The following is a 13,737-nucleotide window of genomic DNA, read 5'->3' on the forward strand; positions in this document are numbered from 1 at the left end:
GCCGTTGCCTGTGGGGGAGGCGGGGGCGGTGGCTCGGAAGCTGGAGGAGATGCTGCGGGCGTAACTGGTCGGCAGCTTGTGCGTTTAGCTGGATGGTCCCCGCTGCTGCGGGGGTGTTCCGAGGATGTCATCAGGGCTGACCGCTTCCCGGATGTTGTCCCCGCGCCTGCGGGGTTTTCCGCCCCCGTCCGCTCATTCAGCGGGCGGGGGCGAATCCGTAGCGCGGCCGGATACCCTGGAAGGCACTCATCCTGCTCCCGACTCCGAGGACCGACGCCGCCGTGTTCGATACTCTCTCCGACCGCCTGTCAGCGACTTTCAAGGGCCTGCGCGGCAGGGGGCGGCTCTCCGAGGCGGACATCGACGCCACGGCCCGCGAGATCCGCATCGCACTCCTCGAAGCCGACGTAGCCCTTCCTGTCGTCCGTTCCTTCATCAAGAACGTCAAGGAGCGCAGCCTCGGTGCCGAGGTCTCCAAGGCGCTGAATCCCGCCCAACAGATCATCAAGGTCGTCAATGAGGAACTCGTTGAGATCCTCGGTGGCGAAACCCGCCGCCTCCGCTTCGCCAAAACCCCCCCCACCGTCATCATGCTCGCCGGCCTCCAGGGCGCCGGTAAGACCACCCTCGCCGGCAAGCTCGGCAAGTGGCTGAAGGACCAGGGACACTCCCCCCTCCTCGTCGCCTGCGACCTCCAGCGCCCCAACGCCGTCAACCAGCTGAGCGTCGTCGCCGAGCGGGCCGGGGTCGCGGTGTATGCCCCTGAGCCGGGCAACGGTGTCGGTGACCCGGTCAAGGTGGCCAAGGACTCCATCGAGTTCGCGAAGTCCCGCGTCCACGACATCGTCATCGTCGACACCGCAGGTCGCCTGGGTATCGACCAGGAGATGATGCAGCAGGCCGCCGACATCAGGGACGCGGTCGAGCCCAACGAGATCCTTTTCGTCGTCGACGCCATGATCGGCCAGGACGCCGTCAACACCGCGGAAGCCTTCCGCGACGGCGTCGGCTTCGACGGCGTCGTCCTCTCCAAGCTCGACGGCGATGCCCGAGGCGGCGCGGCGCTGTCGATCCGGCAGATCACCGGCAAGCCGATCATGTTCGCGTCGAACGGCGAGAAGCTGGAGGACTTCGACGCGTTCCACCCGGACCGGATGGCCTCCCGCATCCTCGACATGGGTGACCTGCTCACCCTGATCGAGCAGGCGGAGAAGACGTTCAGTCAGGAAGAGGCCCAGAAGATGGCCTCGAAGCTGGCGTCGAAGAAGGGCCAGGACTTCACCCTGGACGACTTCCTGTCCCAGATGGAGCAGGTCAGGAAGATGGGGTCGATCTCGAAGCTGCTCGGGATGCTCCCCGGCATGGGCCAGATCAAGGACCAGATCAACAACCTGGACGAGCGGGACGTCGACCGCACGGCCGCGATCATCAAGTCGATGACCCCGGCGGAGCGCACGGACCCGACGATCATCAACGGCTCGCGCCGCGCGCGTATCGCGAAGGGTTCCGGCGTCGAGGTCAGCGCGGTGAAGGGCCTGGTGGAGCGGTTCTTCGAGGCGCGGAAGATGATGTCGAGGATGGCGCAGGGCGGCGGGATGCCGGGCATGCCGGGGATCCCCGGGATGGGCGGCGGCCCGGGCCGTACGAAGAAGCAGCCGAAGCAGGCCAAGGGCAAGCAGCGGTCCGGCAACCCGATGAAGCGCAAGCAGCAGGAGCTGGAGGAGGCGCAGCGCCGGGAGGCGGCGGCGCAGGGGAACGCGTTCGGGGTGCCGCAGCAGGGCGCGCAGGACTTCGAGCTGCCGGACGAGTTCAAGAAGTTCATGGGCTGAAAGCAGCTTGGCTGTAAATATTCTTGTACGACCACCCAGATCACTCAGGGCACCCCTCTTCGGAAGGGTGCCCTTCGTGTGCCGCGTGCGGGGCGCTGTCGTACGGTCCGGGTATGACGAATCCTGCCCCGCCGCGCAAGTCGCCGGACCAGCCCTGGCGTACCGAGGGGACCCCCGAGGAGCCGCCGAAGCCGCCGGGCGGGCGGCGGATGCGGGGTGGCTGGTGGCGGCTGATCTTCACGGCGTTGGTCGTGTACCTGCTGGCGAACATCGTGTTGTCGTACTTCGGCGACGAGGGTGAGCCGACGATCTCGTACACGGAGTTCAGCAAGCAGGTCGACGCGGGCAACGTCAGCAAGATCTACGCCAAGGGCGATGCGATCCAGGGGCAGCTGAAGAAGGAGCAGAAGGACCCGGACGGCGGCGAGAAGTACACGAAGTTCAACACCGAGCGGCCCACGTTCGCGGACGACAAGCTGTGGGAGGGGCTGGCGAAGAACAATGTCACCGTGACCGCGGAGCCGGTCGTCCAGCACCGCAGTTTCCTGGTGAACCTGCTGATCTCGCTGGCGCCGATGCTGCTCCTGGTGGTGCTGTGGATCTTCATCGCGCGCCGGATGAGCGCGGGGATGGGCGGGGCGGGCGGCATGCTGGGCCGCCGGTCGGCGCCGAAGCCGGTGGAGCTGGAGGCGGGGGAGAAGCGGACGACGTTCGAGGACGTCGCGGGGATCGACGAGGTCGAGGGTGAGCTGAACGACGTCGTCGACTTCCTGAAGAACCCGGACGCGTACCGGAGGATGGGCGCGAAGATGCCGCGCGGTGTGCTGCTCGCGGGCCCTCCCGGCACCGGCAAGACGCTGCTGGCGCGTGCGGTGGCCGGTGAGGCGGGGGTGCCGTTCTTCTCGGCGTCGGCGTCGGAGTTCATCGAGATGATCGTCGGGGTGGGGGCGTCCCGGGTGCGTGAGCTGTTCGCGGAGGCGCGGAAGGTGGCGCCGTCGATCATTTTCATCGACGAGATCGACACGATCGGTCGCGCGCGGGGCGGCGGTTCGGGCATGGGCGGTCACGACGAGCGTGAGCAGACGCTGAACCAGATCCTGACGGAGATGGACGGTTTCTCGGGCTCGGAGGGCGTGATCGTGATCGCGGCGACGAACCGTGCGGACGTCCTGGACCCGGCGCTGACGCGCCCCGGCCGCTTCGACCGGGTGGTGCAGGTGTCCCCGCCGGACCGGGGTGGCCGCAAGGCGATCCTGGAGATCCACACGCGTCAGATCCCGCTGGCCCCGGACGTGGACCTCGCGCAGGTGGCCCGTACGACCCCGGGGATGACCGGCGCGGAACTCGCCAACCTCGCGAACGAGGCGGCTCTCCTCGCGGTGAAGCGGGGGCAGGACCAGGTGACCCAGACCGACCTCTCGGAGGCCCTGGAGAAGGTCCAGCTGGGCGCGGAACGGCCGCTGGTGATGCCGGAGGAGGAGCGGCGGCGTACGGCGTACCACGAGAGCGGGCACGCTCTCCTGGGCATGCTCCAGCCGGGCGCTGACCCGGTCCGCAAGATCACCATCGTCCCGCGCGGGCGCGCGCTGGGTGTCACGCTGTCCACGCCGGACGCCGACAAGTACGCGTACACCGAGGAGTACCTGCGGGGCCGGATCATCGGCGCGCTCGGCGGGATGGCGGCCGAGCAGGTCGTGTACGGGGTGATCACGACGGGCGCGGAGAGCGATCTGGAGCAGGTCACCAACATCGCGCGCGGGATGGTCGCCCGCTGGGGCATGAGCGAGCGCGTCGGCCGCCTCTCGGCCCTCCCGAACGACGCCCAGTCCGCGTACGGTCTCGCCGCCGCGCCGCAGACCCTCGACGTCATCGACGGCGAGATGCGGCGCATCGTCGACGAGTGCTACGACGAGGCGTGCCGCAAGCTGGTCGAGCACCGGGACCAGCTGGACGCGCTGGCCCTGGCGTTGCTGGAGAGCGAGACGCTGGAGGAGGCGGACGCGTACCGGGTGGCGGGGATCACGCGGCTGATGAAGGACGCGGATTAGGGCAACCGGTGTCGTTTTCTGACCGGATCGACGCCCTTATAGGGAGCGTGTTCAGGGCACGCGGGCGATCAGGTAGCGGAACACGTTCGGCATCCAGACCGTGCCGTCCCGCTGTACGTACGGGTGCAGCGCTTCCCTGATCTCCTTGTCCACCTGGTCCGGGTCGCCGGCTTCGACGGCCGCGTCGAACAGCCCTGTCGACAGCAGTCCCCGTACGGCGCTGTCGACGCCGGTGTACCCGAAGGGGCACGCGACGCGTCCGGAGCCGTCGGGCTTGAGGCCCGCCCGGTGGGCGACCTCCTCCAGGTCGTCGCGGCAGGCGGGGCGCCAGCCGCCGTTCAGGGGGTCGGCGACGCGCAGGACGGCCGAGGTGGCGCAGCGTTCCGGCGGCCCCCATCCGGCGAGGACGACGGGTGCGCCGCGCTCGGCGAGGGGGACGGCGTCGGCGAGGAGCCCGGTGCCGTGGAAGGCGGTGATCAGGGTGTACGGCTCGCGGGCCGGGGGCAGCGCGCTGCCGAGGTAGGTGTCCTGGCGCGCGCGGGGTGACCAGTGGTCCGGCAGCAGGCGCTCGCGCGCGAGGGCGAGGCGCTGGGGTGAGCGGGGTTCGGTCCCGCTGACGGCGGCTCCCCGGGAGGCGGCCATCAGGAGGGCCAGCCCCGAGCCGCAGGACAGGCCCAGGAGCCGGGTGCCGGGGCCGACGTCGAGGCGGTCGTAGGCGGCCTCGTAGAGCGGGACGAGCATCCGCTCCTGGATCTCGGACCAGTCACGCGCGCGGGCACCCGGTTCCGTGGGCGGGGCGGTGCCCGCGTGGGAGGGGGTCCGGCGCACGAGCGTAGGTGTCATCGAAAAGCGCCCCAATCCGCCGAGTTCTCGAAGCGTGTCGCCGTGTCGATTCCGCGTGGGCCCCCGTGAGTGCTGCGGCACTTCTCCCCGCAGTTGTCAGGTAACTCCCGTACGGGGGTGCCGTCCAGGGGTCGAAGGGGGTGGTTTACGGGTGCGCCCGCGCGGGCGAAAAGAATTCACATCCCGGCAACGTGGGCCCGTAGCATCCCGTCATGGCGAAAGCACCCGTACTCACGCCGCGCGAGGCCGACTTCCCGCGCTGGTACCAGGATCTGATCACCAAGGCCGAGCTGGCCGACAACGGCCCGGTGCGCGGCACGATGGTGATCCGACCGTACGGGTACGGGCTGTGGGAGCGGACGCAGGCGGAGATGGACGCCCGGATCAAGGCGGTCGGCGCGGAGAACGCGTACTTCCCGCTGTTGATCCCCGAGTCGTACCTCACCCGTGAGGCGGACCATGTGGAGGGGTTCGCGCCGGAGCTGGCGGTCGTCACGCACGGCGGCGGCAAGGAGCTGGAGGAGCCGGCGGTCGTCCGCCCGACCTCCGAGACGATCATCAACGAGTACTTCTCGAAGTGGGTCCAGAGCTACCGGGACCTGCCCCTGCTGATCAACCAGTGGGCGAACGTGGTCCGTTGGGAGCTGCGCCCCCGGCTGTTCCTGCGGACGACGGAGTTCCTGTGGCAGGAGGGCCACACGGCGCACGCGACGTACGAGGAGGCGCGGGACTTCGCGGCGCGCATCCAGCGGGAGGTGTACGGCGATTTCCTGGAGAACGTCCTCGCGATCGACTTCGTCAGCGGGCGCAAGACGCCCCGGGAGCGTTTCGCGGGGGCGATCAACACGCTCACGCTGGAGAGCATGATGGGCGACGGCAAGGCCCTCCAGATGGTCACCAGCCACGAGCTGGGCCAGAACTTCGCGAAGGCGTTCGGCACGCGCTATCTGTCCAGGGAGGGCACCCAGGAGCACGTCTGGCAGACGTCCTGGGGTTCGACGACCCGCATGATCGGCGCGCTGGTGATGGCCCACGGGGACGACGACGGGCTGCGCGTCCCGCCGAGGCTCGCGCACGTCCAGGTGGTCGTGGTGGCCGTGAAGGACGACGAGGCGGTTCTGGCCAAGGTCCGTGAGGTCGCCGAACGGCTGCGTGCGGCGGGCCTGCGCGTGCGCGTGGACGACCGGACCGACACCCCCTTCGGGCGCCGTGCGGTCGACTGGGAGCTGAAGGGCGTCCCCGCGCGCGTGGAGGTCGGCCCGCGTGACCTGGCGGGCGGCACCGCGACCCTGGTGCGGCGCGTCCCCGGCACGAAGGAGCCGGTCGCGCTCGACGGGCTTGCCGCGCTGCTTCCCGGGTACCTGGAGGACGACCAGGCCCTCCTGCTCCGCCAGTCCCGCGCGCGCCGGGAGTCCCGTACGGCGGACTGCGCGAGCGTCGGGGAGGCGGTGGAGGCGGCTTCGGCGGGCGGCTGGGCGCGCGTGCCGTGGTCGGTGCTCGGCGAGGAAGGTGAAGTCGGGCTGGGGGAACGGGGGTTGACCGTACGGTGTCTGCTCGCGGAGGACGGGTCGGTGCCGAGCGACGGGGACGCACCCGGTAACGTCGCCATCGTCGCGCGCGCGTACTGAGGGCGGTGCCCCGGGGACGCGAGCGCGGCCGAAAGGCCCCTTGCGCCCCGGGGGATCGCAGCTCCCCCGGCGCGAGGAGACGGCGTACACGCCGGGGCGTATCTGTGACTACGCACCACCTTGCGGTGAGCTGTGAGGCTTCTCCGCAGATCAGCGCACCCGCCCTCGTCTCCGCTCATCAGTGCCAACTGACGGGTACGTGCAAATTATTTGGGATGGCCCGGAATAGGAACACAGCGGCACTCCCGCTCGTTGTCATTACGTGAGCACGACACAGACACCACCTGTTCTCGCCGCAGAGTTGGCGGAGGCGTGGGCCGATATCCAGCGGTACCACCCCGAACTGCCCGACCTTGCCGCGCCAGAGTCCCTGATCGGGGAGTCGTCGTCCGCGTGCGGTCACGAACTCTCCTTCGAGCGACTGCTTCACGAGGCAGTCCATGGCATCGCCGCCGCGCGCGGCGTGCGTGACACGTCCCGCGCCGGGCGGTACCACAACCGCAGATTCCTCGCGATCGCCGAGGAGCTGGGCCTCGACCACCCCGAGGAGCCGCATCCCAGCAGCGGCTTCTCGCTGGTGACGCTCAGCCCCGAGGCGAAGCGGCGCTACCGGCCCACCATCGAGCGCCTCCAGCGGGCGCTCAAGGCCCACACGGCGGCGACGACCGCGGAGACGACGCGCGCGTTCCGCGGGCCCGCCGCCCGGCACGGCTCCTCCGGGGGCGGTGTGCGGGTCAAGGCCGTGTGCGACTGCGGGCGCAACGTCCGGGTCGTCCCGTCGGTCCTCGCGCAGGCGCCGATCGTCTGCGGGGGGTGCGGGAAGCCGTTCCGCATCCCTGAGATCGCCGAGATCGTCGGGGCGGCGTAAGGGCCGTATGCACCGGCATCTCGTGGCTGCCGGTTCGGCCGTGGCGATGCCATGCGCACCCCGTGCGCATGGCATCCACCCGCGACGGAAGCTCCCCCCACCCTGTGGCACAATGGCTAGCTGTACTCGACAGTCGCACAGGACCCCTCTCTCCTCCGGCTGACGCGTCCATCGGGCACTCGGGTACCGCAACCCCACGCGGCTCGCTCGTCGTGCCCAACCACGTCAAAACCAGGAGAGTCCACTCCCGTGGCAGTCAAGATCAAGCTGAAGCGTCTGGGCAAGATCCGTTCGCCTCACTACCGCATCGTCGTCGCCGACTCCCGCACGCGCCGTGACGGCCGTGCGATCGAGGAGATCGGCAAGTACCACCCGACGTACCACCCGTCGGTCATCGAGGTCGACGCGGACCGCGTCGCGTACTGGCTGGGTGTCGGCGCGCAGCCGACCGAGCCCGTCCTCGCGATCCTGAAGAAGACCGGCGACTGGCAGAAGTTCAAGGGCGAGCCCGCCCCGGCTCCGCTGCTCGTCGCCGAGCCGAAGAAGGCGCGTCCCACGTTCGAGGCCCTGGGCGGCGACGACGAGGGCAAGGGTGAGGCGATCACCCAGAAGAAGAAGGCCGAGAAGAAGGACGAGGCGCCTGCCGAGTCCGAGTCGGCCGAGGCCTGAGCAGCATGCTCGAAGAGGCGCTTGAGCACCTCGTGAAGGGCATCGTCGACAACCCCGACGACGTGCAGGTCGCCTCGCGCAACCTGCGCCGCGGGCGCGTGCTGGAGGTCCGGGTCCACCCCGACGACCTCGGCAAGGTGATCGGCCGCAACGGCCGCACCGCGCGCGCTCTGCGTACCGTCGTGGGCGCCATCGGCGGTCGTGGAGTCCGGGTCGACCTCGTCGACGTGGACCACGTGCGCTGACGTTTCGCACGCAACACCGGCTCGGGCCGGGGAGGGCCTTTTCGGGGGCTGTCCCCGGCCCGCAGTCGTATGAGCCGCCGTTCCCGACAGGAGATCAAGCACAGTGCAGTTGGTAGTCGCTCGCGTCGGCCGTGCCCACGGCATCAAGGGCGAGGTCACGGTGGAGGTCCGCACCGACGAGCCGGAGCTGAGGCTCGCTCCCGGCGCCGTCCTGGCCACCGACCCGGCTGCCGCCGGGCCCTTGACCATCGCCACCGGCCGCGTCCACAGCGGCCGGCTTCTCCTGCGCTTCGAGGGCGTCGCCGACCGCAACGCCGCCGAGGCCCTCCGCAACACCCTCCTGATCGCCGACGTCGACCCGGAGGAGCTGCCCGAGGAGGAGGACGAGTACTACGACCACCAGCTCATGGACCTGGACGTCGTGACCGTCGACGGCACCGAGGTCGGCCGCATCACCGAGATCTCCCACCTGCCCTCCCAGGACCTCTTCATCGTCGAGCGCCCCGACGGCAGCGAGGTGATGATCCCGTTCGTCTCCGAGATCGTCACGGAGATCGACCTGGAGGAACAGCGCGCGATCATCGACCCCCCGCCGGGCTTGATCGACGACCAGGCCGACATCGTGTCGTCCCGGGACGAGGCGTAATGCGGCTCGACGTCGTCACGATCTTCCCCGAGTACCTCGACCCCCTGAACGTCTCCCTCGTCGGCAAGGCCCGCGCGCGCGGCCAGCTCGACGTACGGATCCACCACCTCCGCGACTGGACCCACGACCGCCACAACACGGTCGACGACACCCCCTACGGCGGCGGCCCCGGCATGGTCATGAAGACCGAGCCCTGGGGCGACGCCCTCGACGAGATCCTCGCCGACGGGTACGACACCGGCGCCCGCGAACCCGCGCTGATCGTCCCCACCCCCAGCGGACGCCCCTTCACGCAGGACCTCGCCGTCGAACTCTCCGAGCGGCCCTGGCTGGTGTTCACCCCGGCCCGGTACGAGGGCATCGACCGCCGGGTCGTCGACGAGTACGCGACCCGGATGCCCGTGTACGAGGTGTCCATCGGCGACTACGTCCTCGCCGGCGGCGAGGCGGCCGTCCTTGTCATCACGGAAGCGGTCGCCCGGCTGCTGCCCGGCGTGCTCGGGAACGCCGAGTCGCACCGGGACGACTCCTTCGCGCCCGGCGCGATGGCCAACCTCCTCGAAGGACCCGTCTACACCAAGCCGCCCGCCTGGCGAGGCCGGGAGATCCCCGAGACGCTGCTCAGCGGCCACCACGGGAAGATCGCCCGCTGGCGGCGCGACGAGGCCCTCAGGCGGACCACCTCGCACCGGCCCGACCTGATCGAGCGGGCCGCCCCCGAGGGCTTCGACAAGAAGGACCGGGAGATGCTCTCGATCCTGGGCTGGGCACCCGACCCGGCGGGTGCGCCGTACGGCCGATTTTGGCGTCGTGCGGTTGACGTGGAAGAATAGGCCGCTGCTGCTGTGCCGTCCGGCGTTCGCCCCTGCCACAGGGGGACACGACGTCCGCCCCGACGGAAGCGGCAGACCTCTTTTGTGAAACCTAGTTTCCGCCTATGACCTGTGGCATGGGCGAAGAAAGCAGACGAAATGTCTCACCTGCTCGACTCCGTCGACGCCGCGTCGCTGCGCAGCGACGTCCCGGCCTTCCGCCCGGGTGACACCGTCAACGTCCACGTCCGCGTCATCGAGGGCAACCGCTCCCGTGTGCAGCAGTTCAAGGGCGTCGTCATCCGCCGCCAGGGCGCCGGTGTCCGCGAGACCTTCACGGTCCGCAAGGTCTCCTTCTCCGTCGGCGTCGAGCGCACCTTCCCGGTGCACACCCCGATCGTCGAGAAGATCGAGCTCGTCACCCGCGGTGACGTGCGTCGCGCCAAGCTGTACTACCTGCGCGAGCTGCGCGGCAAGGCCGCGAAGATCAAGGAGAAGCGCGACAACTGATCTCACGGCGGTCGTCACAGCGGGGCCGGATAGCATCGGGCCCCGATGGACACCGAAGTACGATCAACCGAACGCGACCGCTCACCAGGTCCCGCCGATCCGACGGACGACCCGGAGAGCCGGTCGCGTTTCGCATGGCTGCGCAGCCCCGCCGAGTGGCTGCCCGGCGGCCGGATCAGCCTCTCCCTCCTCCTCTGCCTGGTCTTTCTGCTCCTCCTCAACGCGTTCGTGGCCAAGCCGTTCCAGATTCCCAGCGGATCCATGGAGAACGGATTGAGGATCGGGGACCGGGTTCTCGTAAATAGGTTGGCGTACCGTTTCGGTGCCGAACCGCGCCGCGGCGACGTCATCGTGTTCGACGGCACCGGGTACTTCGGGAACTCCGACTACGTCAAGCGCGTAGTGGGGGTAGGCGGTGACCGTGTGGTCTGCTGCGACAAGGAGGGGAGGGTCCAGGTGAACGGCCGGTCCGTCGACGAGTCGGCGTTCCTCTTCCCGGGCGACAGCGCGTCCTCGGTGCCTTTCGTCGTGGTCGTGCCCAAGGGCACGCTCTTCGTCCTCGGCGACCACCGCAGCCGCTCCAGCGACTCCCGCGACCACCTCGGCTCGCCGGGCGGCGGCATGATCCCCGTCGGCGCCGTCATCGGGCGCGCGCAGTACGTCGTATGGCCCTGGAGCCGGATCGGGCGGGTGCCCGACGAGGAGGGCGCCTACGCGCGCGTGCCGGAGGGTGCGCATGGGTAACCGCGGCAGACCGCGCGGAGTGCCGGAGAGCGCGGCCGAGGAACTGCTCCCCACCGGATCGCGGCGCACGTCCGGTACGCAGGCCGGCGGCCGGTCCCGCGCGGAGCGGCGCAAGCTCCAGCGCAAGGTCAAGCGCAAGCGGCGGCGCTCGGCGATGCGGGAGATACCGCTGCTCGTCGGGGTCGCCGTGCTGATCGCGCTGGTGCTGAAGACGTTCCTGGTGCAGGCGTTCGTCATCCCGTCCGGGTCCATGGAGCAGACCATCCAGATCGGGGACCGGGTCCTCGTGGACAAGTTCACGCCCTGGTTCGGGTCCAGGCCCGAGCGCGGGGACGTCGTCGTCTTCAAGGACCCCGGGGGCTGGCTCGCGGACGAGCAGGCGACCGGGAAGAAGAGCGACCCCGTCGTCGTCAAGCAGGTCAAGGAGGTCCTGACCTTCATCGGGCTGCTGCCGTCCGACAACGAGAAGGACCTGATCAAACGGGTCGTCGGGGTCGGCGGCGACGTCGTCAAGTGCTGCGACGCGAACGGGAAGGTCACCGTCAACGGCACGCCTCTCGAAGAAGCGTCGTACCTGTATCCGGGCAACGAGCCCTCCCAGACCCCCTTCCAGGTCACCGTCCCCCCGGGGCGGCTGTGGGTCATGGGGGACCACCGCGCGAACTCCGCGGACTCCCGCTCGCACCAGAACACGTCGTACGGCGGGACGGTCTCCGAGGACGAGGTCGTCGGACGGGCCATGGTCATCGCCTGGCCGGTCGGGCACTGGACGAGCTTCAAGGATCCGCAAACCTTTGCTTCTGTGGCGAAGTCCGCGTCACAGAAGGCCGCCGCCTCCTCGCCGTCGCATAGGGTTGCCCAGGACGATCCGAACGGAACCGTCCGACTCCCGAGCCCTGCGGAACTCCCGCTCGTTATGGGAGTAGTGGGCCTGCGCCGTAGGTGGGGCAGGCAGCGGCACAGAGTGAGGAGCTGGCGTGGGGGATGTGGCGGTTGGCGCACGGTCCGGGCAGGACGGCGAGGATCACCGCGGACGTTCCGTGGAAGACGCCGTCCCGGCGACGGACGACGCCGTGACCTCCGGGAATGAGCCGGTGGCGGACGGTCCGGCGGACGGGCAGCCACCTGAGGACACGGGCTCGTCCGGGGACGGTTCGGCACCCAGGGCGAAGAAGCCGCGCTCCTTCTGGAAGGAGCTGCCGATCCTCATCGGGATCGCGCTCGTCCTCGCGCTGCTGATCAAGACGTTCCTGGTGCAGGCGTTCTCGATCCCCTCCGACTCGATGCAGAACACCCTCCAGCAGGGTGACCGCGTCCTCGTCGACAAGCTCACCCCGTGGTTCGGGTCCGAGCCCGAGCGCGGTGAGGTCGTCGTCTTCCACGACCCGGCCGACTGGCTCGCCGGCGAGCCGACCGCCGACCCGAACGCGATCCAGACATTCCTGAGCTGGATCGGGCTCATGCCGTCCGCCCAGGAGAAGGACCTGATCAAGCGGGTCATCGGGGTCGGCGGCGACACGATCGAGTGCAAGGGGACCGGGCCGCTCAAGGTCAACGGCAAGGCGCTCAACGAGCCGTACGTCTACCCCGGGAACACGCCCTGCTCCATGGACGACCAGGGCGGGCAGTTCACCGTCAAGGTGCCCAAGGGCATGATCTGGGTCATGGGCGACCACCGGCAGAACTCCCGGGACTCCCGCTACAACCAGTCCGACAAGAACCACGGCATGGTTCCCGTCGACGAGGTCGTGGGGCGCGCGATCGTCAAGGCCTGGCCCATCAACCGCTGGGGCACGCTGCCGGTTCCCGACACGTTCGACCAGTCCGGGCTGAACGACCAGTCGTCGGCCGCGCTGAGCGTGGCTCCGCAGGGGGTCGCGCTGGCCGGGATGGTGCCGGTGGTGCTGTGGCGGCGGCGGAAGTACGCGGGGGCCGCGAGGGAACGCGGCTGAGCCTGGTGGCCGGTAGGTGAAGGCCGGTAGGGCTTTTCCGGGGCCCGTCGGGACGCACTCGGTGCGTTCTGGCGGGCCCTGTGTGTTGGGGGCCGGGGGCGTGCGTCGGGGGCGCGTGTTGTGGGCGTGCGTTGCGGGCGTGTGTCGTGGGAGGGAAAGCCTTTTCCCAAGGTTGTGCGGTTGGCCTCGGGGAAGGGCTGACCTGGCTCGGTACCGCCGGGTAGGGTGCCGGGTCATGGGTGGTGAGAGTGTGACGCGTACGGCTCCGCGCGGCGGACAGGGTGGCGGGCAGGCTTCTTCGGCGGGGGCTCCCGCGGGGAGCCGGCTCGGGAACAGGCTGTCCGGGGTGGCCGTCGCCCTCGGGATCGTCATGTTCCTGGGCGGGTTCGCCTGGGCGGCCCTCGTCTACCGGCCGTACACCGTGCCGACGAACTCCATGTCGCCCACCATCCAGGCCGGTGACCGGGTGCTCGCCGAGCAGATCGACGGGGACGAGGTGCGGCGGGGTGACGTCGTCGTCTTCAACGACAAGACGTGGGTCGAGAACGCGGCCGTCGTCAAGCGGGTCGTCGCGGTCGGCGGGGACACGGTCGCCTGCTGCACCGACGGGAAGCTGACGGTCAACGGCAAGAAGATCACCGAGCCGTATCTGGCCGACGGGGTCGCGGAGGTCACCGGCTTCCCGACGATCACCGTGCCCCAGGGGCGGCTGTTCCTCCTCGGCGACGAGCGGCAGGGGTCGCTGGACTCCACCGCGCACCTCACGGACGCGGCGCAGGGGACGGTCGCCCGGAGCGCCGTGAAGGCGCGCGTGGATGCCGTCGTGTGGCCGATGAACGGGATGCTGAAGAAACCGACCGGGTTCGAGGAGCTGGGGCCGTTGTCCCAGCCGGGGCCGGTCCGGCTGATCGTCGGGCTGATCGTCGTGGGCGGGGTGCTGGTG

The 13,737-nt window shown here is 69.8% G+C and carries 14 protein-coding genes; 13 read left to right on the forward strand and 1 reads right to left on the reverse strand.

Annotation, left to right across the window (positions count from 1 at the left end):
* The first annotated feature begins 281 nt into the window (after window positions 1-281).
* Both ffh and ftsH read left to right on the forward strand, forming a co-directional pair.
* Entirely contained in the window at window positions 282-1,829 is a 1,548-nt protein-coding gene (ffh, locus tag AOK24_RS11040; RefSeq protein WP_055719889.1) for a signal recognition particle protein, read from the forward strand.
* 113 nt (window positions 1,830-1,942) lie between these two features.
* Window positions 1,943-3,877: an ATP-dependent zinc metalloprotease FtsH gene (gene ftsH / locus AOK24_RS11045; RefSeq protein ID WP_055719890.1), complete on the forward strand. Its 1,935-nt coding sequence runs from the start codon at window positions 1,943-1,945 to the stop codon at window positions 3,875-3,877.
* A 51-nt stretch (window positions 3,878-3,928) separates the two neighbouring features.
* Here ftsH and AOK24_RS11050 read toward each other — a convergent pair whose 3' ends face one another.
* Window positions 3,929-4,720 (reverse strand): class I SAM-dependent methyltransferase, encoded by a 792-nt coding sequence (locus AOK24_RS11050; protein ID WP_055719891.1) that lies wholly within the window; start codon window positions 4,718-4,720, stop codon window positions 3,929-3,931.
* A gap of 212 nt (window positions 4,721-4,932) precedes the next feature.
* Between AOK24_RS11050 and proS the strand changes: the two genes are divergently transcribed.
* The 11 genes from proS to lepB (AOK24_RS11105) all read left to right on the forward strand — a co-directional run.
* Complete coding sequence (gene proS, locus AOK24_RS11055; protein ID WP_055719892.1) at window positions 4,933-6,348, forward strand: proline--tRNA ligase; 1,416 nt, start codon at window positions 4,933-4,935, stop codon at window positions 6,346-6,348.
* 262 nt (window positions 6,349-6,610) lie between these two features.
* Window positions 6,611-7,216 carry a hypothetical protein gene (locus AOK24_RS11060; protein WP_055719893.1) on the forward strand — a complete coding sequence of 202 codons (606 nt, stop codon included), beginning with the start codon at window positions 6,611-6,613 and terminating at the stop codon, window positions 7,214-7,216.
* Window positions 7,217-7,465: 249 nt separating this feature from the next.
* Entirely contained in the window at window positions 7,466-7,885 is a 420-nt protein-coding gene (rpsP, locus tag AOK24_RS11065; RefSeq protein ID WP_055719894.1) for a 30S ribosomal protein S16, read from the forward strand.
* 5 nt (window positions 7,886-7,890) lie between these two features.
* A complete protein-coding gene (locus tag AOK24_RS11070; RefSeq protein ID WP_003973401.1) occupies window positions 7,891-8,130 on the forward strand; it encodes an RNA-binding protein in 240 nt (79 codons plus the stop codon).
* Window positions 8,131-8,233: 103 nt separating this feature from the next.
* Entirely contained in the window at window positions 8,234-8,776 is a 543-nt protein-coding gene (rimM, locus tag AOK24_RS11075; protein ID WP_055719895.1) for a ribosome maturation factor RimM, read from the forward strand.
* Entirely contained in the window at window positions 8,776-9,609 is an 834-nt protein-coding gene (gene trmD, locus AOK24_RS11080; protein ID WP_055719896.1) for a tRNA (guanosine(37)-N1)-methyltransferase TrmD, read from the forward strand. The genes rimM and trmD overlap by 1 nt, the downstream gene beginning before the upstream one ends.
* 138 nt (window positions 9,610-9,747) lie before the next feature.
* Entirely contained in the window at window positions 9,748-10,098 is a 351-nt protein-coding gene (rplS, locus tag AOK24_RS11085) for a 50S ribosomal protein L19 (RefSeq protein ID WP_020128707.1), read from the forward strand.
* Window positions 10,099-10,143: 45 nt separating this feature from the next.
* On the forward strand, window positions 10,144-10,842 hold the full coding sequence (lepB, locus tag AOK24_RS11090; RefSeq protein WP_055719897.1) for a signal peptidase I: 699 nt from the start codon (window positions 10,144-10,146) through the stop codon (window positions 10,840-10,842).
* Window positions 10,835-11,932 carry a signal peptidase I gene (gene lepB / locus AOK24_RS11095; protein ID WP_055719898.1) on the forward strand — a complete coding sequence of 366 codons (1,098 nt, stop codon included), beginning with the start codon at window positions 10,835-10,837 and terminating at the stop codon, window positions 11,930-11,932. Before lepB (AOK24_RS11090) ends, lepB (AOK24_RS11095) begins: the two co-directional genes overlap by 8 nt.
* Window positions 11,820-12,794: a signal peptidase I gene (gene lepB / locus AOK24_RS11100; protein WP_079056761.1), complete on the forward strand. Its 975-nt coding sequence runs from the start codon at window positions 11,820-11,822 to the stop codon at window positions 12,792-12,794. Before lepB (AOK24_RS11095) ends, lepB (AOK24_RS11100) begins: the two co-directional genes overlap by 113 nt.
* Window positions 12,795-13,029: 235 nt before the next feature.
* Window positions 13,030-13,737, forward strand: a 708-nt coding sequence (gene lepB / locus AOK24_RS11105) for a signal peptidase I (RefSeq protein ID WP_055719900.1), incomplete at its 3' end; no start/stop codon positions are given.

It is taken from the genome of Streptomyces niveiscabiei (assembly GCF_001419795.1).
In the GTDB taxonomy this organism is placed as follows: domain Bacteria; phylum Actinomycetota; class Actinomycetes; order Streptomycetales; family Streptomycetaceae; genus Streptomyces; species Streptomyces niveiscabiei.